General features: G+C 44.7%; 18 protein-coding genes. All 18 read left to right on the forward strand.

The features are described 5' to 3' along the window. The first annotated feature begins 59 nt into the window (after positions 1-59). Positions 60-833 carry a hypothetical protein gene (locus tag H9Q76_RS01875; RefSeq protein WP_249321446.1) on the forward strand — a complete coding sequence of 258 codons (774 nt, stop codon included), beginning with the start codon at positions 60-62 and terminating at the stop codon, positions 831-833. Between the two features lie 230 nt (positions 834-1,063). After that, the gene (locus H9Q76_RS01880; protein WP_117781409.1) at positions 1,064-1,357 is read left to right on the forward strand and encodes a hypothetical protein; all 294 of its coding nucleotides are present in this window, start codon (positions 1,064-1,066) and stop codon (positions 1,355-1,357) included. A 435-nt stretch (positions 1,358-1,792) separates the two neighbouring features. Beyond that, positions 1,793-3,751, forward strand: a complete 1,959-nt coding sequence (locus H9Q76_RS01885) for a BMP family ABC transporter substrate-binding protein (RefSeq protein ID WP_021984712.1) — start codon at positions 1,793-1,795, stop codon at positions 3,749-3,751. Positions 3,752-3,756: 5 nt separating this feature from the next. Next, a complete protein-coding gene (locus H9Q76_RS01890) occupies positions 3,757-4,347 on the forward strand; it encodes a metallophosphoesterase family protein (protein WP_021984711.1) in 591 nt (196 codons plus the stop codon). A gap of 91 nt (positions 4,348-4,438) precedes the next feature. After that, positions 4,439-6,850 carry a serine/threonine protein kinase gene (locus H9Q76_RS01895; RefSeq protein WP_249321448.1) on the forward strand — a complete coding sequence of 804 codons (2,412 nt, stop codon included), beginning with the start codon at positions 4,439-4,441 and terminating at the stop codon, positions 6,848-6,850. A 16-nt stretch (positions 6,851-6,866) separates the two neighbouring features. Further along, on the forward strand, positions 6,867-8,225 hold the full coding sequence (locus H9Q76_RS01900; RefSeq protein ID WP_021984709.1) for a citrate/2-methylcitrate synthase: 1,359 nt from the start codon (positions 6,867-6,869) through the stop codon (positions 8,223-8,225). Between the two features lie 172 nt (positions 8,226-8,397). Next, complete coding sequence (locus H9Q76_RS01905; protein WP_021984708.1) at positions 8,398-9,261, forward strand: class I SAM-dependent methyltransferase; 864 nt, start codon at positions 8,398-8,400, stop codon at positions 9,259-9,261. A 101-nt stretch (positions 9,262-9,362) separates the two neighbouring features. Then, the gene (gene cls, locus H9Q76_RS01910; protein ID WP_118546190.1) at positions 9,363-10,985 is read left to right on the forward strand and encodes a cardiolipin synthase; all 1,623 of its coding nucleotides are present in this window, start codon (positions 9,363-9,365) and stop codon (positions 10,983-10,985) included. A 22-nt stretch (positions 10,986-11,007) separates the two neighbouring features. Continuing rightward, the gene (locus tag H9Q76_RS01915) at positions 11,008-11,580 is read left to right on the forward strand and encodes a TetR/AcrR family transcriptional regulator C-terminal domain-containing protein (protein WP_118671391.1); all 573 of its coding nucleotides are present in this window, start codon (positions 11,008-11,010) and stop codon (positions 11,578-11,580) included. A 170-nt stretch (positions 11,581-11,750) separates the two neighbouring features. Beyond that, entirely contained in the window at positions 11,751-13,841 is a 2,091-nt protein-coding gene (locus tag H9Q76_RS01920) for an efflux RND transporter permease subunit (protein ID WP_249321451.1), read from the forward strand. Between the two features lie 35 nt (positions 13,842-13,876). Further along, on the forward strand, positions 13,877-16,039 hold the full coding sequence (locus H9Q76_RS01925; protein ID WP_118374258.1) for a hypothetical protein: 2,163 nt from the start codon (positions 13,877-13,879) through the stop codon (positions 16,037-16,039). Positions 16,040-16,188: 149 nt separating this feature from the next. Next, positions 16,189-17,400 (forward strand): class I SAM-dependent methyltransferase, encoded by a 1,212-nt coding sequence (locus tag H9Q76_RS01930; RefSeq protein ID WP_249321454.1) that lies wholly within the window; start codon positions 16,189-16,191, stop codon positions 17,398-17,400. Positions 17,401-17,425: 25 nt separating this feature from the next. Next, complete coding sequence (locus tag H9Q76_RS01935) at positions 17,426-18,301, forward strand: DUF6709 family protein (RefSeq protein WP_118374260.1); 876 nt, start codon at positions 17,426-17,428, stop codon at positions 18,299-18,301. 385 nt (positions 18,302-18,686) lie between these two features. Next, a complete protein-coding gene (rpsJ, locus tag H9Q76_RS01940; protein ID WP_021984701.1) occupies positions 18,687-18,998 on the forward strand; it encodes a 30S ribosomal protein S10 in 312 nt (103 codons plus the stop codon). 104 nt (positions 18,999-19,102) lie between these two features. Further along, the gene (gene rplC, locus H9Q76_RS01945; protein WP_021984700.1) at positions 19,103-19,786 is read left to right on the forward strand and encodes a 50S ribosomal protein L3; all 684 of its coding nucleotides are present in this window, start codon (positions 19,103-19,105) and stop codon (positions 19,784-19,786) included. 29 nt (positions 19,787-19,815) lie between these two features. Further along, positions 19,816-20,436: a 50S ribosomal protein L4 gene (gene rplD, locus H9Q76_RS01950; RefSeq protein ID WP_021984699.1), complete on the forward strand. Its 621-nt coding sequence runs from the start codon at positions 19,816-19,818 to the stop codon at positions 20,434-20,436. Then, entirely contained in the window at positions 20,436-20,735 is a 300-nt protein-coding gene (gene rplW, locus H9Q76_RS01955; RefSeq protein WP_021984698.1) for a 50S ribosomal protein L23, read from the forward strand. Before rplD ends, rplW begins: the two co-directional genes overlap by 1 nt. Before the next feature lie 61 nt (positions 20,736-20,796). Continuing rightward, complete coding sequence (rplB, locus tag H9Q76_RS01960) at positions 20,797-21,639, forward strand: 50S ribosomal protein L2 (RefSeq protein WP_021984697.1); 843 nt, start codon at positions 20,797-20,799, stop codon at positions 21,637-21,639. Positions 21,640-21,645: the final 6 nt, after the last annotated feature.

The raw sequence follows: 21,645 nt of genomic DNA on the forward strand, positions 1-21,645 counted from the left end.
AGAACGTATGGGGTTGCTTAGAATTGAGAATAAAGCGGGATCTCAGATAGGAGCAAGGGATGAGAAGAAAATATTATTTTGCAATCATGGTAGCTTTGATGCTTGCCCTCGCAGGGTGTGGGTCAGACAAGCGGGATAATCAGAAGGAACAGGAAAATATTACAACAGAAGCCGGTCAGAAAGATCAGGATAATGTTACGACAGAACATGGACAAGCGCAGGCGAAGGATGAGAAGCTAACACTGGAATATGTATGTGAGGAATTCAACATCGACGAATCGGAATTTGATGGCGTTGATTTCGACGCATTTGTCAGCTATTACGGATTGACCTACGAGAATATCGGCGAGGGAGATCCGAGATTTCTGCTTAATGATTATAAGGAGTTACAAGATAGAACAGAAATTCCCGATTATGCTGCACTGAAGATTACGACGAACAAATTCCTGCCAGAATATCAGGATCAGGTAGAGACGGTCATTGTGGAACATGTAGAAGGAGAAACATGCCAGACAACCGTGATTGATTTGAAGCTTGGTAAAGTATTCACTACAAATGGAAACATCGAAAACCTATCTGCCGACGATATTGTGGGAGCTGCGGACGACGCGACGAAGGACGCAATCATCAATAGCATGAATAATCGAAATATCTGTAGTTGGGAAGCAGAGAACGTAGATGAGGACTCAGATATCACGGGAATACAAGCAGGCTGTTCGATTATTATAAAAATGTCAGATGATACGTGCTATGGAATTTCTTACAGGTCAGAAAATAGTACCGGAGACATGGATGGGTTTGTAAGTGATATGGAATCGCTGGTGTTAAATTAGAATGGAATCAGAACAATAGAATGGGATTGAAATAAGTTTAAATGAGCGATTATAAGAGGGGTGCAAATTGAAGAAATTCTATAATACAATGAAAAAGAGAAAGATGGTGTTTCTGATTCTTATGGTTGAACTGCTCTTATGGTAGGTGCATGTGGGAAGAAAATGGCAAGTGCGAAAGTGCAAGAATCAATTCGGAGAGCAGGATTGAAGTTTAATATGCGGATGCACAGTTGGAAAATGCAAAGAAAAGTATGGTTGATGTTTTAAACATGAATCCCTCTGTCAATCTTATGGGAACCGCGGATCTGTCTGTGGCGTATAGCAAGGATTTTACAAGACTGGTTGTGTCGGGGCAGGAGAAGGATTTACAAGAGAGGGTACTGTTGTCACAGGATATAGCCGCTTTGTTAATACTCCAGATCATGAATGGTGTAAGCTGTGATGATGCACAGGCAGCTCTGGAGCTGAACTATACGGACACGGGTAAACAAGAAGTGAAAGAGTTGAATTGCTATAATTACTAATATATGTTTGGAAACGCCCGGTTTGTAACCGGGCGTTTTTGCTATAGAGAAGCAAGTGAATTGGGCGAAAAGCTGGGAAATCAGCCACAAAGCCCCAATTGGCTTCGGGCGTGGCGAGGACAGCGGGGCTTTTCGCGGATCATGCACAGCTTTCTGTGTGGGATGATGGATTCTGTGCAGGGACATTTGCGACAGTCGGTACTTAATGAGCGCGTGCGCGAATTTAGTACCGCTACTCGGAGCAACTAAGCGGAAGCGGTCCCGGAACAGAACCATCACCCCACAGAAAGCGTCCGTGTCGAATATCCCCGCTGTCAGGGGAAAATCTCTTGTATAATATGCAGAAACCGCATATAATAATAACCAAGTATGCAAACAAAGACTTAAGAGACGAAAACAATTACGTTGTAATATGAGAGACGAGGTGAATCGATTATGTCATATGTAGAATACGAAAAAGCACAGAAATTAGGACTGAAAGCATTTAAAAATGCGGTTTCCAAGGGCGAGAATGAATACCTTCCGGTTTTGGATGAAATATTAGAGGGCGTGGATATCGTGGGCGAGATGTCACTGGGTATCGTTCAGATTCCACTTGACCGTATCGTTGGAACGAGCAATGTCGGAAGAACATACGCATTTGCGAACAACTTCATGCCACTGCTTGATTATAAGACAGAATTTGGTGCCAAATGGTCGGCACTGTGTGACAGCCAGATCGAAGAGGGAATTCGTGATCCGATCAAGGTTTACGAATATATGAATAAATTCTATGTCGTAGAGGGAAATAAGCGTGTATCCGTGATGAAATATTTTGATGCGGTTACAATCCCGGCACAGGTGACACGGAAGATTCCGAAGAAAACGGATGATCTGCAGGTGAAGATCTATTATGAATTCATGGATTTTTACAAGCTGACAGAGATCAACTATATCTGGTTTTCACAGGAAGGATGTTTCCGCCGTCTGTTGGAGCTGACGAGTCCAGATCCTGATGCGGAATGGACAGATGAGCAGAAGCTTGATTTTGGCTCTGCGAACCATCGGTTCTGTGTGTCATTCAAGGCACTTGGCGGCGATAAGCTGCCGCTGACCAACAGCGACACATTGCTGATCTTTATTGACATCTACGGATACGAAGCTGTAAAGAATATGACCGAAGCGGAGATGAAGGAGAAGATTAAGCTCCTGTGGGATGAGTTCCTGATTGAGTCCAAAGGCAGGGAAGTGGAACTGCATATGGAGCCGACGAAGCTCGGACGTAAGAAGCTGATGGATTATTTCCGAAGCTCGACACCGAAGAAGGTGATGGTAGCGTTCGTTTTCAACAAGGATCCACAGGAATCCGAATGGCTGTATGGACACGAGCTTGGACGATTATATTTGGATGAGCATTATCCGGATACGATCAAAACACTGAAGGTGCACAATATCGCATCCGAGGAAGAGGCGATATCGGCGATGGAGGACCTGATCGCGATGGGCGTGTCAATCATTTTCACAACGACACCACAGCTCATCAGTGCGAGCGTGAAGGTGGCGGTCAATCATCCGGAAGCCACGATTATGAACTGCTCACTGAACACGTCTCATAAGGTTATCAGCACCTATTACGCGAGACTTTATGAAGTGAAATTCCTCGCGGGCATGATCGCGGGTGCATTGTCAAAGAATGGAAAGATCGGCTATGTGGCGGACTATCCGATCGTCGGTATGACTGCGAACATCAATGCATTTGCGCTTGGTGCGCGCATGGTGAATCCATATGCGAAGGTCTATCTCGAATGGACGACCGTGAAGGGAAATACGCGGGAGAATGTACTTCGTGAATTCGAGGAAAATGGAATCGAATACATTTCCGATCAGGTTATGATCAAGCCGAATTCACATAACCGCCGGTATGGCTTATATCATATCGAAGGGGATGAAACAATCAACCTCGCATTCCCGCTATATCAGTGGGGCGAATTTTATGCGAAACTGATTGAGAGTGTGGTAAATGGTGCAATCAAGCAGGATGATGCTGTGAAGACAAAGGCAATCAATTATTGGTGGGGCCTTTCTGCAGAGGTCGTTGATATCATTTGTTCGAACAAGGTGCCTGAAGGCACGAAACAGTTAGTCGGAATTATCGGCAAACTGATCCGTGAGAACAGCTTCCATCCGTTCTATGGTGTGCTCCGGGCGCAGGATCATACGATCAAGAACGAGGACGAGGAGATCATGACACCGGAGGAGATCATGTTGATGAACTGGCTGGTGGATAACGTAGAGGGCGAGATTCCAGATGTCGAGGATATGAAGGATGAGGCGAAATCCATTGTCGAGCAGAAGGGTGTCAAGGATGAGGCGAAAGCAGATGCCGAACAAAAAGAGGTAAAGGACGAGGACTAAGATAAATGAAGATTTTGTTACTTGCAGACGAAGAGTCCAAGTATTATTGGGATTATTTTGAGAAAAGTAAATTAGAGGGGATCGATCTGATTATTTCCTGTGGCGATCTGGCTCCGCAGTTCCTGTCTTTCATGGCGACATTTGCGAAGGTGCCAATTCTGTATGTGCATGGCAATCATGATGCCTGCTATGACGAGACGCCACCGGATGGCTGCATCTGTATCGATGATGATGTATATGTGCATGAGGGTGTTCGGATCGCGGGACTTGGTGGAAGTATGTGCTATAATTTCGGGATGTATCAGTTCACCGAGGATGAAATGAAGAAACGTGTGCGCAAGTTGCGAAGGAAGATCAAGAAGGCTGGTGGTCTGGATATTCTGATCACGCATTCACCGGCATTTGAACTGAATGACAGCACGGATCTGCCACACACTGGCTTTCAGGCGTTTTATCAGATTTTGGATGAGTATGAGCCACTGTTGTTTGCACATGGACACGTGCATATCAATTATGGAAGAGATTTCAAACGGATTTCAGAATATAAGAATACAAAAGTTGTCAATGCGTTTGAAAAATACATCATAGAAATCTGAAAAAACTTGTAGGAAAGTAGTATTTTTGGTATAATTCTAACATATGTGTAAAAAATGACACAGATTAACAGAGATTAGGGAGAGGGATACGATGCAGAATAGATATGATAAGTGCCCGAATTGTATGCAAGCCCTTGGACAGGGAGAAGATGTCTGTCCATATTGCGGGTTCGATGTGAGTGGCTATGAAGAAAAGCCAAACTGCTTGCGTCCGTTTACAGTTTTACAGGGGAAATATATGATCGGCCGTGTGATTGGCATGGGCGGTTTTGGGATTACATACATTGGCTGGGATTTGAATCTGCAGACGTATATCGCGATCAAGGAGTATTATCCGGAAAGCTTTGCACAGAGAGATGCGATGACGACAACGATCGTATCAACACTGGATAGTAAGAAAGAAATATATGACAAGGGTTTAAAACGATATGTAGAAGAGGCACGGAATCTCTCGAAGTTCTATCAGTTACAGGGTATCGTATCCGTGAAGGATTTCTTCTATGAAAATGGCACCGGATATATCGTTATGGAATATATCAATGGTGTGGATCTGAAGCATTATCTTAAGGGCATGGGCGGAAAGCTGGATGAAGCGACCGTACTTGCTTTGATGAAACCGGTATTTGAATCTCTGTATGAAGTACATAAAAATGGATTGGTACACCGGGATATCAGCCCGGATAATATCATGGTTGATAACGAAGGCAAGATCAAGCTGATTGATTTTGGTTCGGTACGCGGACAGTCCGCAGAGACTGACAAGACCTATACTGTGATTTTAAAGCATGGTTACGCACCACCAGAGCAGTATTATGCGAAGGGAAAACAGGGACCTTGGACGGATATCTACAGTCTCTGTGCGACGATGTATAAGATGCTCACCGGTGAGGTTCCACCAAACGGCGTGGAACGTATGGAGGAGGACACTTATGTAGATCCTTCGAAGAAAGGCATCTCCGTATCCGAGCGGACAGAGACAGTGCTTCGAAAAGGACTTGCGGTAAAGGCACCGGAACGTTATCAGGATATTGGACAGTTGCTCACAGATCTGTATGGAAGTGGACCGGTTACAGCGGGCAATGCAATGCCGCAGGCAAATCCATATACCGCATCTGGAAACGGAAATAGTTCGATGTCTGCATCGATGCAGTCGATGCATCTGGCACCGGGACAGAACGATACCGCATCTGGAAAAAATAAAAAGAAGATTGGGTTGATCGCAGGGATTGCGGCAGCAGTTGTGGCACTGATTGTAGGGTTGGTTCTGATCCTAGGCGGAGGAAAGAAAAAAGATAACGATGCAACGACGACAGAACAGCCGGCTGAGACAACAGAAGCAGCCAGTGCGACAGATGCGACGACAGAGAACACAACGGAAGCGACGACGGAGACAGATGTAAGTGGTGTAGGCGACTATGTATGGCCGACGGAACTGTCTGATTCATGGAGAGATTATACTGCGAACATCGATGGTACGATCTACCAGTTTCCACTTCCATATTCAGAGTGGAAATCAAAGGGCTGGCAGACAGACAGCGCGACTGTGAAGGTGGCATCGGGTGACTGGGATTATATCACAAGTTATACGGATCGTGCACAGCTGACGGTGATCGTAGCCAATCCGGGTGTCAATGAGGCGGAGATCAATGACTGTTATGTTGTTGGATTCTCATTTAGCTCCAAATCCGGAAAATATAAAGATGACTTTACAATCGAGTTAGCAAATGGAATCAAGCTGTTTGAATCGACAGAGAGTGATATCAAGACTGCATATGGTGCACCGGAATACCGGAGTGAAAATGAGTATTCTGATGGAAGCGGAACTTATGTATCCATTGATTATGCAGGAGATGACGAGAAAGATGGTATGGATTTTGATGTGACACCGGAGAAAAATCTGATCTCCATCCGGTTGATCAATTCCAAAATGCCAGAGGGCGCAACTTCGGTTGCAGATCTGAGTATGGATGCACCGGCAATCAACGATCAGTATGTGGCACCGGGGGGTGCAAGTGCTGACCGATTTGATGGTATTATTACAATTGGAGACAAAAATTATGTACTTCCGGTTCCATTTACGGAACTGGAGAAAGACGGATGGACACTGGATACTTCCGTTTCCGACTATATCGGTGGTAAGAACTACGAGAGCACTTACATGGAGAAAAACGGCGAGAAGCTCAGCATCAAGCTGGAGAACTTCACCGGCAATGCCATTCTGCCAAAGTATGGATATATCTCTGAAATCGGAGTAGAAGCGAATTATTATACAAGTAACATCACGTTCCCAGGCGGTATTTCGATGGGCGATGATGGAAGTAAGATTGAGTCGGTGTATGGCGATCTGGGCGATGATTTCTCTAAGGACGAATATACATATTTCATTTCCTACTATGTATATTACTATGAGGGCGATCATTATATCAGCATAAGTGCTTATGCGGATCCGGATACAGGAAAGATAACAGACTACACTTTTACTATGAGCAAAGAGATCGAATAAGATAGGAGTTGAGGTTATGTCAGATTTGAAATTTGACCAGATACTAGATGAATATGTACGTTTTTGTAATGACTCCGGAAAGATTGACTTAAATCTCTACGAAGAGTACAACGTAAAGCGGGGACTTCGAGACTCCAACGGACGAGGCGTACTGACCGGACTTACAGAAGTGTCCGACGTTATGGGATTTAGCGTTGTGGATGGACACCGTGTGCCAATTCCTGGAGAGCTTTATTTCCAAGGATATGAAGTACAGCAGCTCGTACAGGGCTTCCGCAACAGCCAGTATGGTTTTGAAGAGACGACATATCTGCTTTTGTTTGGTGATCTGCCAAGTCAGGAACAGCTTGACTGTTTCAAGGAGGTGCTTGGTGAGCTTCGCCAGCTGCCAGAGAGCTTCAACCGTGACGTTATCATGAAGGCACCGAGCCGTGACATGATGAATGTCCTGCAGAAGTGTGTTCTGACCTTATATACTTACGATCCAGATCCGAACAATCTGGATATCAAAAATGTACTGATGCAGTGTCTGCAGCTGATCGCACAGTTTCCGGTTATGGCGGCGTACGGTTATCAGGCATACAGACACTATTATCTTGATAAGAGCTTAGTTATCCACAGACCGAAGAAAGAACTTTCAACCGCAGAGAACATCCTGCGTCTGCTTCGTACCGATGGTAAATACACCGCACTGGAAGCAAAGGTTCTGGATGTCTGTCTGGTTATCCATGCGGAGCATGGTGGTGGTAACAACTCAACCTTTACGACACATGTATTGACATCGACAGGAACGGATACGTATTCGACCGTCGCTGCTTCCCTTGGCTCTCTGAAGGGACCGAAGCATGGTGGCGCAAACATCAAGGTACAGCAGATGTTCGATGATATGAAGATGCATGTCAAGGATTGGGAGAACGAGGATGAGATTTCCGAGTATCTGCAGGGACTCCTTGACAAGAAGGGCTTCGACCATTCTGGACTGATCTATGGTATGGGACACGCGGTTTATAGTGAGTCCGATCCAAGAGCGGTAATCCTGAAGAAGTATGCGAAGAAGCTTTCCGAGGAGAAAGGCTTGCAGGATGAGTTTGCACTGTATGACAGAGTTGAGCGTATCGCAGCGAAGCTGATCAGTGAGCATCGCCGTACATTCAAGACGGTTTGCGCGAATGTCGATTTCTACAGCGGATTTGTGTATACAATGTTGAAGCTGCCAATCGAGATCTTTACACCGATTTTTGCAATCTCCCGTATCTCCGGCTGGTCTGCACACCGGATCGAGGAGTTGGTAAATAAGGGCAAGATTATCCGTCCAGCGTACAAATTCGTTGGTCATCACAAAGAATATATTCCAATCGAGAAGCGTGATTGGTAAGAAAATTACGACAGTTTGCATGTACAAAATGTGCAAACTGTCTTTTTTTATCTGTATTTCATGACAAAAACGGGACTTTCATTCTTGCGTTGGAAAGTTGGGTGTGTTAGTATTGCTTGTATAAAATTAGGACGCAATGTATAAGAAAATAGACGAAAGGGACTAAAAGTATATGTGGGTAGCCGATCAGTGGAAAGAATATGAGATTATAGATTGTTCAAAGGGAGAAAAACTGGAACGATGGGGCGATTATATTTTGCTTCGCCCGGACCCGCAGGTGTTGTGGGATCTTCCAAGAAAGAACCCGGCATGGAAAAAGCTGAATGGACATTATCACCGCAGTAACAAGGGCGGTGGAGAATGGGAATTCTTCGATCTGCCGAAGCAGTGGAGCATCAATTACAAAGATCTGACCTTTCATTTGAAACCATTTACCTTCAAACATACTGGACTTTTCCCAGAGCAGGCGGTGAACTGGGACTGGTTTAGTGAGAAGATACGAAATGCAAACCGTGAGATCAAGGTGCTGAATCTGTTTGCCTATACCGGCGGTGCGACACTGGCAGCAGCGAAGGCGGGCGCTAAGGTCACACATGTCGATGCATCAAAGGGTATGGTGACATGGGGCAAGGAAAATGCGGTGGCATCCGGACTTGAAGATGCACCAATCCGCTGGCTGGTTGATGATTGTGTGAAGTTCGTGGAGCGGGAGATCCGCCGTGGCAATCATTATGACGGCATCATCATGGACCCGCCATCTTATGGCAGAGGACCAAAGGGTGAGATCTGGAAGCTGGAGGAGAAAATCCATCCATTTATCGCACTGGCAAGTCAGCTTTTGTCGGATAATCCGTTATTCTTTTTAGTGAATTCATATACAACCGGACTGGCTCCGGCGGTGCTTACTTATATGATTTCTACCGAGGTAGGAAAGAAATTCGGCGGACATGTGGAGTCGCAGGAGATTGGACTTCCGGTGAAAGAGACAGGACTGATCCTTCCTTGTGGCGCGTCAGGACGCTGGAGTGCAGAGTAGTTAGAATGTGATGTAAACAACCATTGTAACGATTCGTTGACATGTACTGTCAACATAGAGAGAAAGAAGGAAAAGACAGATTGCAGGAGACAGAGAAGACAATGGAAGAGAAAACAGAACAGGAAACGGTTCAGGAAACGACGTGTAGCGGACATGAACATGAACATGACAAACCGCGATATGGACGACAGAACAAATCTAAATCCATTTATATCACGAAGATTGCGATTGTTGTATTTACCCTGATCCTGCAGATCCTTTTCTGGGTATTTCTATATGGAATTGCCAAGAACTACATGTTTTACTGGAAAACGCTGGCGATTTTGATTTCGGCGACGGTTGTGCTATATATCGTCAATAAGCCAGAAAACCCCGCGTATAAGCTGACGTGGATTCTGCTTATGATGGTAACGCCGATCTTAGGCGGTGTGCTGTATATCGCGATTGCTGGTAACCGAACCCGTATGAAGTTTATCCGGGATGCGCAGAAGAATCATCTCGATACATTTCAGTATATGCCGAGTGATAAGAGCCGGCAGCGGGAGATCCGGAAGCTGAGTCAGAGTGCGAGTGTGCAGTCGACGTATATTTCCAAGACTGCAGGTTATCCGGTGTATAAGAATACCGTTGTGCGTTATTTCCCGCTTGGCGAGGATAATTTTGCGAAGCTTGTGGAAGAATTAAACAATGCAAATCATTTTATATTTATGGAGTATTTTATCATCAAGCAGGGCGAGATGTGGGATACGATCTTGGAAATCATGGAGCGGAAAGCAAAAGAGGGCGTGGATGTGCGTCTGATCTATGATGATTTTGGATGCTCTATGTGGATTCCTTCCCGATTCATCAAGGATATGAAGGAGAAGGGAATCAAGGTTGCAGCGTTTAACCCGATTGGTCCAGTCTTTAACTTGAGACAGAACAACCGTGACCACCGGAAGATTACGGTCATTGATGGTTATGTCGGATTTACCGGTGGTATCAATCTGGCGGATGAATATATCAACAAGAAATCACGGTTTGGACATTGGAAGGATACCGGTATCATGCTGAAGGGCGAGGCTGTCTGGAACCTGACGCTGATGTTCTTGCAGACATGGTTGATGCTGACCGGCGAGAAAGATGATTATTCGTCGTATTCACCAGAGAAATATCAGGATATGGCATTCTTCTCGGATGGATACATTCAGCCGTATGGCGACACGCCGGTGGATAATGAGATTGTCGGAGAGAATATCTATCTGAACATGATCAACAAGGCAAAGCATTATGTCTATATCACAACACCGTATCTGATTATTGATAATGAGATGGTGACAGCGTTGACACTTGCGGCAAAAAGCGGAATTGATGTGCGCATCATTACGCCGGGTATCCCGGATAAGAAGCTGGTGTATCTGGTAACCCAGTCATATTACTACCAGTTGATCGAAGCAGGAGTGCGGATCTTCCAGTATACGCCGGGCTTTATCCATGCGAAGACTGTCGTTGTGGACGATAAGGTGGCAACGGTCGGTACGATCAACTTCGATTACCGGAGTCTGTATTTGCATTTTGAGTGTGGTGTATGGATGTTTAATTGCAGCTCAATCTATGAGATCAAGGAAGATTATATGGACACACTGGCGAAGTGTGATGAAGTGACAAAGGAGAAGATCCGGGAGACGAGCCGCCTGAAATTGTTCGGACAGAGCCTGCTCCGGTTAGTAGCCCCGTTGATGTAGCTGTGAAGAAAGAAGGAACGTTATGCAGCAAAGAGGAAAAAAAGGAAATACCGACGATCTGCTTGCAGCAAGTTTCAAGGAGCTTCTGTGCAAGGCACCGATGGAGAAGATCACCATCAAGGATATCACAGACAAGGCAGGTGTGATCCGACCGACATTTTACAATCATTTTGCAGACAAATATGCACTGCTTGAATACATTGTACGGCATGATCTGCTCGAACCAATCAAGCCGCTCCTGTTAAACGATATGATACAGGAAGGTTTGACATTGCTTTTTTCAAGCATGCAGAATGAGCGCGCTTTTTATGAGCGGGCGGTGTGTATCGATGGACAGAACTCTTTTGAGAGTATTGCGCGTAGCGAAGTGTCGAAGCTTCTGTTAGAGATTATCGATCAGAAGAAACAGGGCAAAAGCCACAAATACGCATGGCTTGATCGTCAGATTATTGCAGAATACTACGCGAACTCGATGTGCTATGTAGCGATTGCGTGGATTAAACGTGATTATATGATCTCGCCGAAGGATCTGTCAGAGGTTTACAAGTATCTGACAAAGTCTTCGATGATGGATGTCTTGAATGAGTTAGTATAGTCTATACATAAAATTTATGGATGTATAGCAAAATAAACACATTTAGACTTATGTATAGAAAACACAAACAAACAACTTGGATTGAATATTCAATATATTCAATCCTTTTTTTATTATAGGGGTGCAATGAAGATGAGAGAATAAAAAGAAGAAAGAAAGGTGGATGACTCGTGATTCATTTTGGTAAATGGGTAGTGAAACACAAAGTACTGATTCTGGTGATAGCAGTCCTGCTTTTGATCCCGTCAGCATTTGGATATTTTCACACTCGTGTAAACTACGACATTTTAAATTATCTTCCGGACGACATCGAGACGATGAAAGGTCAGGAGATCATGGTGGACGAATTTGGTACCGGTGCATTTTCCGTGTGCGTGGTAGAAGGTATGTCAGACAAAGACATATCTGCTATGCGTAAGGAAATGTGCAAGGTCGAGGGCGTCAAGGATGTTTTATGGTATGACTCCTTCATGGACTTGTCCGTTCCGATCGATTTACTTCCGGACAGCATCAAGGATGTATTTGTAAATAAGGATGCAGATTCGACAATCATGTTTGTCTTGTATCCGAATTCCATTTCTGCAGATGAGACAATGGAAGCGATCGAAAGCCTGCGTAAGGTTATGAACAAGCAGTGCTTCCTCTCAGGTATGTCTGCAGTCGTTACAGATACGAAGAACCTCTCCAACAAAGAAACACCGATCTATGTATTGATCGCGGTTATTCTTTCGACGATCGTTCTGGCGCTTGCGATGGATTCCGCTATCATCCCGGTTTTCTTCCTGTTGAGTATAGGTATGGCGATTGTTTATAACTTAGGTACGAACGTGATCAAGGGAGAAATCTCCTACGTGACACAGGCACTGGCGGCGGTTTTGCAGTTAGGCGTTACGATGGATTACTCGATCTTCCTGTGGCACAGCTACGAAGAGAAGCAGCAGGTATATCCGGGTGATAAGAACCGTGCGATGGCACATGCAATTTCCAACACGATTTCATCTGTTGTTGGTAGTTCCATCACAACCGTAGCCGGATTTATCGCACTTTGCTTCATGAGCTTCACACTTGGTATGGATCTTGGTGTGGTTATGGCAAAGGGTGTTGTATTTGGAGTTATCTGTTGTGTAACCGTATTGCCATCTATGGTTTTGATTTTCGACAAGGCAATCGAGAAGACAAAGCATAAGGTTATTTTGCCGGATCTCTCCAGAATATCGAAATGGGTAGTAAATCATTTCTACATATTTATTATCCTGTTCTTTATCCTGATTGGCCCAGCCATTTATGGATATACACATAATACCGTATATTATGATCTGGCAGGTACACTGCCGAAGAGCTTGGAGAGTATCACAGCGAACGACAAGCTGGAAGAACAGTATCACATGGGTGCAACTCACATGGTACTTTTAAATAAGGATACTTCAAGCAAAGATGTTGTGAAGATGACAAAAGAGATGGAACAGGTCGACGGTGTCAATGCGGTACTGAGTCTGGACAGCGTGATCGGAACGACGATTCCAAAGTCTATGCTTCCAAGTGATATCGTAGATGTATTTGAGAGTGGCGACTATAAGATGATGTTGATCATGTCCGAATATGCAGTTGCTTCGGATGAGGTCAATGCACAGTGTGATACATTAAAGAAGATTGTAAAGGAATATGATGAGACTGGTATGCTGATCGGTGAAGCACCTTGTACAAAGGATCTGATTGATATTACCGATGAGGATTTCAAGATGGTTAGTGCGGTATCCATCGGCGTGATCTTCATTATTATCGCAATCGTATTCAAGTCTATTACGCTTCCAATTATATTGGTATCCGTCATTGAGTTTGCGATTTTCATCAACATGGGTATTCCAACGTATACCAAGACGACACTTCCGTTTATCGCGTCAATCGTAATCGGAACGATACAGCTTGGTGCGACCGTTGACTATGCGATCCTGATGACGAACAAATATAAACGTGCGAGATATCATGGCGCAGAGAAGAAGGAAGCAGTGATCGAGGCAATGCAGGGTTCTGTACAGTCAATCGTTGTCAGTGCGTTGAGCTTCTTTGCAGCGACATTCGGTGTTGGCCTTTATTCAAACATTGATATGATCAGCTCTCTGTGTACATTGATGGCACGCGGTGCGTTAATCAGTATGGTAGTTGTTATTCTGTTGCTGCCAACGATGTTTATGATCTTCGATAAGGTCATCATTCATACAAGCGCAGGCTTCCGAAACAAAGAAAAACAGATCGAAAAGTAATCAGGTTGGAAAGCATTTCGAAAGGAGAATACGTTATGAAGCGTTTAAATAAGAAAGAATGGAAGAAAACGACAAAGTATATCGCAGGTTCTGCCGGAGCTGTTTCACTGGCAGTGGCTTCCTGCGTAGCCGGAATCACAGGCAGTACAGATGTGACAAAGTATGACAAGGAATACCTTGCCGGAGATGATAAGGCAAGCGATACCGACGCAACGACAGTCATGAATACGGATGAGCTGGCAGATACGCTCGCTGAAAATGTAAATATGACAGAGAAGGATGTCGACAAGGACGAGACCGTTTATGTATTTGCTAAGGCAAATGGCGATGTCGATAACATCTTAGTCAATGAGACATTGAAGAACCGTGACAAGAGCGACAAGATTGAAGATACAACCGATCTGAAGGATATCGTAAATGTCAAGGGCGACGAGACATTTACACAGAACGGCAACAAGATCACATGGGATGCTGCCGGAAATGAGATCAGCTATCAGGGAACAACGGATAAGGAGCTTCCGGTCTCTGTGAAGGCAACTTATTATCTGGATGGAAATGAAATTTCTCCAGAAGACCTGGCAGGTAAGAGTGGTAAGGTAAAGATTCGTCTGGATTATACAAGCAACGAAACAGTAACGAAGGAAGTAAATGGCAAGGACGAGGATATCTCCGTACCATTCGTTGCAGTATCCGGCATGGTGCTTGGCAACAACTTCAAGAATATTCAGGTTACAAATGGTAAATACCTCACACAGGGCGAGAGCAATATCGTTGTCGGTTATGCGATTCCTGGACTGGATGATGGCGTAAAGGATGCAGCCGCAGATCTGGATACAGAGATTCCAGAATATGTAGAGGTGAGTGCAGATGTGACAGACTTCTCACTGGATATGACAGTGACACTGCTTGTCAATGGCTCTGAGATGAATTTCTCTGGCGGCGTGGATCTGACAGACCTCGATAAGCTGACAGACAGCCTGAGCAGTGCTGGTGACCAGCTGGCAGATGGCTCTGGTGAGCTTTCCGATGGAGCAACACAGGTATCCGATGGCGCAGGTACATTGGCAGATAAGATGGGTGATCTGACATCCGGTGCCGGAAGCCTGAAGGCAGGTATGGAAAGCCTGTCAAGTTCCTCTGGAGATCTTTCAAATGGCGTCAGCGTAATCAACCAGAGTGCACAGGCAATCGCAGCAGGTGTCAATACACTGGATACAGCTGTTAACACAAAGATGACAGAAGAAGAGCAGGCTGCTGTCGCAAAGCAGGCAGCTTCGCAGGTTTCTGCAAGTGTGGAAGCACAGTTCGCAGCAGGAACGGACACATACAATTATATTTATAATTCAGCAGTAAACAATTACACAACAAGTATGAGTAATGCAACGGATCAGATTGCGCAGGCATACATTAATTCTGACGCATATACAGCATTTTATAATGCAGCACTTTCATCCAAGGCGATGGAATATGCTACGGAGAATGCTCCAAAATTGATGCAGGCATATAATCTGGATTATCAGACGGCGTTTAATCAGGCATATAATGGTGCGCTTCAGAATGCAGAACTGCAAGCAGGAGTTGCTGCAAGTGTACAGGGCGCATTCAAGCAGATGGCACAGCAAACAACCACATCTCTTGCAGAAGGCGGCAAGGCAGCCATCGGTCAGTCCGTTGTAGATGCATGTAAGTCTGCCGCTACACAGGCAGCTTCGCAGGCAGCCGGTCAGGCAGCCGTACAGGGCGCTGAGACAGCAAAGGCAACGATTGCTTCCCAGATCGAAGCAACACAGGCAAATGGTTACAGCTTAGTAAGCGGCGCAAATGCACTGGCACAGGGAACATCAACTCTGGCAGGCTCGATACCAGCATTGAAGAATGGTATCAGCCAGTTGGTGAGTGGCGCAAATGCATTGGCAAGTGGTGCCGGACAGTTGAAGGATGGTGCTGTGACACTGGCAGATGGCGCATCACAGGTAGCAGATGGCGCAGGTACCTTGAATGAGAGTCTTGTAACTTTGAACAATGAGGCAATCAAGAAGATGATCAGCGCATACAACGGCGATGTGAAGGATTCTGTTGAGAGACTGCAGGCAGCAATGGAAGCAGCAACCGAGTATGACAGCTTCGGTGGAAAGCCAGACAACACAGCCGGTGTGACAAAATTCATTATCAAGACAGCAGCTATAGCTGCTGAGTAATATACATTGGTTTCATCAACCAATTCTTCTCCCCCGCAAAACGCGTCGGCACAAGCCGGCGCGTTTTTTTGTATTTAAAGAAAAATACAGTTGAAACATGTAGAGTGGTCGGATATAATAAAGCCATATATGGGAAAAAGAGGCTTGCTATGGAGAAAATAAAAGAACAGATCGAGCGGCTGCTTCCGCAGATGACGCGGATCATCGTGAGTAACCGGCTGGATAAGACATATCAATATCGAAAAGTGGAAGTTACATGGACGACGGTGCGTGGGAAAGAACTTTGCCAGATTGCGGCGTATACGGAAAAGCAGGTCTTTCAGGAAAATGTTGATGTAGAGGAACTTGCAGGCAAGCTGCTTGTGCATTTCCCGGAGCATCTGTGCCAGATGAATATATTCACAGAAGAAAAAGAATATAGTTTTAAGATGACGAAGAAAGGCAAACTGCTGACGAACGCAACCAGACTTCCGGCAAAACAGTCGGGAACATCAAAACTGGCGAAGACAAGCGGCAGCGATGTAGCGGATCTGGCAGATAAGATGAACAGCCGCCGGGGCGAACACAACCGGAAGAAGAATTATATTTTACAGGAGGGCATGACAGTTCCGCCACTTGTGGATATGGGTATATTCACGAAAGAGGGGAAGGTTGTCCGTTCCATGTATGACAAGTACAAACAGATCAATCGCTTCGTGGAGCTTGTTGATGATGTGCTGAAAAATGAAACAAAGGATGAGATCCACATTCTGGACTTTGGATGTGGCAAATCGTACCTGACATTTGTCCTCTATTATTATATAGTAGAAATCCGAAAGAAAAAGGCGGAAATCATCGGACTGGATCTGAAAGCGGATGTGATAAAACACTGCAATGAGACGGCGGAGAAGTACGGCTATGACCATCTGCATTTTGAACTTGGAGATATCAACGGCTATAAGACGAAAATGCCGGTTGACATGGTTGTGACATTGTATGCGTGCGATACGGCGACTGATTATGCGTTGTTCAACGCTGTACAGTGGAATGCAAAATATATTTTATCTGTGCCGTGCTGCCAGCATGAAGTAAACGGACAGATCGAAAGCGAATTGCTGGCACCGATGATGGAATATGGCATCATCAAAGAACGTATGGCGGCACTTGCGACGGATGCGATACGTGCCAATATGCTAACGTACCGTGGGTACAAGACACAGATTCTGGAGTTTGTGGATTTTGCACATTCACCGAAGAATCTGTTGATACGTGCTGTAAAATCTGCAATCCCGAAAGAAAAACGGGAGCGCAGTTTACAGGAAGTTGAACGCATGTGCGAGGAGATGCACATCGTTCCTTCTATATATAATCTACTAAAGTAGAAGAGAGGGAAGAGGAGGAAAAATTATGAAACCAAAGAAAGAGAACAAAAAAGGCGGTGCAATCGTCAGCCTGATCGTCGGAATTATTTTCGTGCTGCTGGCAATCATGTGCTTCATCGGGGACATGGATTATCTGCTTGGAGGCAAAGCAAAAGATTTGAATGAGATTGCAGCCAATGTCCGCCCGCAGAAGGACGATCACGTAAGAACAGACAGTTACCTTGTACTTGGTAACTTCGCAGAGACAAAGCATTACATCAATGGCGTTATCCCGGCAGGCAAGGAACAGCATTACGCGATCGTACTTGGTGATGATAACATGGATGATATTACGGATGCGAAGATTATCGTACTTACCGTGAAGAACAAGAAAACGATTAAGAAGTTAGACGAGCTTGCAAATGATGATAATGCAAACTTCAGCGATGCAATTGCAATCGAAGGACAGATCCGTACACTGGATCCGGAAATCGAAGGCTATTACAGAGATGCACTGGCGTCATCCGGCATTGCAGATTACTGCGATTATTATACGGTTGCAGTCGATGCTACACAGACAAGATTTTTTGGCTGGATGATCGTGCTTGGCGCTCTGGCAATCGGCGTGCTCTGTATAATTGCATTCGCAAAGATTAACAAACAGATTAAGAATGAGAAGAATCTTGCTTATACAAATGCAACACCGGCGATGGGACAGCCGGGCAATCCGTATGTGAATCCGGTAACCGGACAGCCATATGATGCAGGTGTGGTAAATCCAGTCACTGGACAGGCATATAACCAGACACCGGATGCAGGATATGGACAGGCACCAAATCAGACTTACAACCAGACACCGGATGGTGCACCAAGTGTTCCATATACACCGGGACAGAATACAGACAACAATCCGTATTCATAACAGACATTATTATAGAAGAAACACACAAAAATATCAAAAAGATACGGAATCTGGCAGACAATACCAGCGTATCGAAAAAAATACAAAAAAATAAAAAAAACTCTTGCATTTACAGGTGGTATTGAGTATAATAACCCTTGCTGTGACATTGATAGCGTAGAAGCGAAGGTTGCTATGCATGACATAGGTTTTTCGTGGAGCGAATGTCAATTAACGATAACTGGCGACAAGTCACTGTACTCAATAACCATCTGGCAATGCCAGAGATGACGTGTGAAGATATCTGAAACACCTTGGTGTGAGATAAGATAAGAAACACACGGGAAAGTTGTACAGTCACCACTTGTCGTACTACAAAAAGTGCGAAAAGGAGGCGGCTTTTTTTATGGCAAGTCAAGTAATGAGAATCACATTGAAGGCGTACGATCACAAGTTAATCGATCAGGCTGCAAAGCAGATCATCGAGACGATCAAGAGTACAGGAGCAAAGGTTTCAGGTCCTGTTCCAATGCCTACAAAGGTTGAGAAGATCACAATCCTCAGAGCTGTTCATAAGTATAAGGATTCCAGAGAACAGTTCGAGCAGAGAACTCACAAGAGACTCATTGATGTACTTACACCATCACAGAAGACAATCGATGCTCTTCAGAAGCTTGATGTTTCAGCTGGTGTATATGTTAATGTAAAGATGAAGTAATTCATCAATCAAAATGTTTATTGCAGTACCTAATTACGCGAAAGCGAATTTAGAATGATTGCTCCGGCAATCCGCTGTGAATTAAAATTAGGAGGAAAAATTTCATGAAGAAGGCTATTTTAGCAACAAAAGTCGGAATGACTCAAATCTTCAACGAAGACGGTGTTTTAACACCAGTAACAGTTTTACAGGCTGGACCATGTGTTGTAACTCAGGTAAAAACAGTTGATAACGACGGTTACGATGCAGTACAGGTTGGTTTCGGCGAAAAGAAAGAAAGAGTAACAACAAAGGATGTTTCTGGAAAGAAAGTAATCAGAAACCCACATGGCGCTGGTAAGGCAGAGGTTGGCCACTTCAAGAAGGCTGGCACAACACCTAAGAAGTTCGTTCGTGAGTTCAGACTTGAGAACGTAGCTGATTACAACGCAGGTGATGAGATCAAGGCTGATATCTTTGCAGAGGGTGACAAGATTGATGTTACTGCAAAGTCAAAGGGTAAGGGATACGCAGGCGGTATCAAGAGATTCGGTATGAAGTCTGGTCCTTCCGCTCATGGTTCTAAGTATCATCGTCATGCAGGTTCCAACGGTTCTGCAACTACACCAGGTAGAGTATTCAAGGGTAAGAAGATGCCTGGACATATGGGTAATGTAAGAGTTACAGTACAGAACCTTGAGATTGTTAAGATAGATGTAGAGAACAACGTAATTTTGGTAAAGGGTGCCGTACCTGGACCAAAGAAATCATTAGTAATGATTAAGGAAACAGTAAAGACTGGCAAATAAGCCGGGCTTTCAGGAAGGAGGATCATTAGATGGCAACAGTAGCAGTTTATAACATCGAAGGTAAAGAAGTAGATAAGCTTGAGCTTAACGACAACGTATTCGGTGTTGAGATAAATGAGCATTTAGTACATCTGGCAGTTGTAAGCCAGTTAGCAAACGGTCGTCAGGGTACACAGAGCGCAAAGACACGTTCTGAAGTATCTGGTGGCGGAAGAAAGCCTTGGAGACAGAAGGGAACAGGTCATGCAAGACAGGGTTCTACAAGATCTCCACAGTGGACAGGCGGTGGTGTTGTATTTGCACCAAAGCCAAGAGATTACTCTATGAAGATGAACAAGAGAGAGAAGCAGATCGCTATCAAGTCTGCACTCACATCAAAGGTTCAGGATTCTAAGCTTATCGTAGTTGATGAGTTCAAGCTTGATGAGATCAAGACATCTAAGTTTGCTCAGATCCTTGACAACTTAAAAGCACCTAAGGCTTTGGTTGTAACAAAGGATAAGGATGAGAAGGTTGTTCTTTCAGCTAGAAACATCCCAACAGTTAAGACAACTATGACAAACTCAATCAACGTATATGACATTCTTAAGTATGATTCACTCGTAATCACAAAGGATGCAGTAGCAGCAATCGAGGAGGTGTATGCATAATGGCAGATATCAAATATTATGACGTTATCCTTAAGCCGGTTCTTACAGAGAAGAGTATGAACGCTATGGCTGAGAAGAAGTACACTTTCCTTGTTCATCCAGAAGCTACCAAGGCTCAGGTTAAGGAAGCTGTAGAGAAGATGTTCGAGGGAGCAAAGGTTGCTAAGGTCAACACATTGAATCAGGATGGTAAGACTAAGAGACGTGGTATGACTTACGGCAAGACAGCAAAGACTAAGAAGGCAATCGTTCAGCTTACAGCTGAGAGCGCAGATATCGAATTGTTCGAAGGTCTTTAAGATTAAAAGCTATGTGCAATAAAAGCACGATAATAAATTGAGATTCGAAAGGAGAACTAAAATGGGAATTAAGACATATAACCCATATACACCTTCCAGAAGGAATATGACAGGTCTTGATTTCGTGGAGATCACAAAGAGCACTCCAGAGAAATCACTTCTTGCAAAGAAGGATAAGACTGCAGGACGTAACAATCAGGGTAAGATTACAGTAAGACATCACGGCGGCGGAAACAGACAGAAGTACAGAATGATCGACTTCAAGAGAAGAAAAGATGATATCCCTGCTAAGGTAGCTGCAATCGAGTACGATCCAAATAGAACAGCAAACATCGCACTGCTTCACTATGCAGACGGTGAGAAGGCATATATCATTGCTCCAGTTGGACTTAAGGTTGGCGACGAGCTTATGAATGGTGCAAATGCAGAAATCAAGATTGGTAACTGCTTACCACTTGAGAACATCCCAGTTGGTACTGAGATTCACAACATTGAGCTTTATCCTGGAAAGGGCGCACAGTTTGTACGTTCCGCAGGTAACTCCGCTCAGCTCATGGCAAAGGAAGGCAAGTATGCAACACTCAGACTTCCATCCGGCGAAATGAGAATGGTTCCTATCGTTTGCCGTGCAACAATCGGTCAGGTTGGTAATATCGAGCACGGACTTGTTAACATCGGTAAAGCAGGACGTAAGCGTCACATGGGTGTCCGCCCAACAGTACGTGGTTCTGTTATGAACCCGAACGATCACCCACATGGTGGTGGTGAAGGTAGAGCACCGATCGGTCGTTCTGGCCCATCTACTCCTTGGGGTAAGCCGGCACTGGGACTTAAGACCAGAAAGAAGAACAAGCAGTCTAACAAGTACATTGTAAGAACAAGAGACGGTAAGAACGTTAAGTAAGGAGGT

The sequence above is a fragment of the Wujia chipingensis genome (assembly GCF_014337155.1).
GTDB lineage: Bacteria > Bacillota > Clostridia > Lachnospirales > Lachnospiraceae > Coprococcus_C > Coprococcus_C hominis.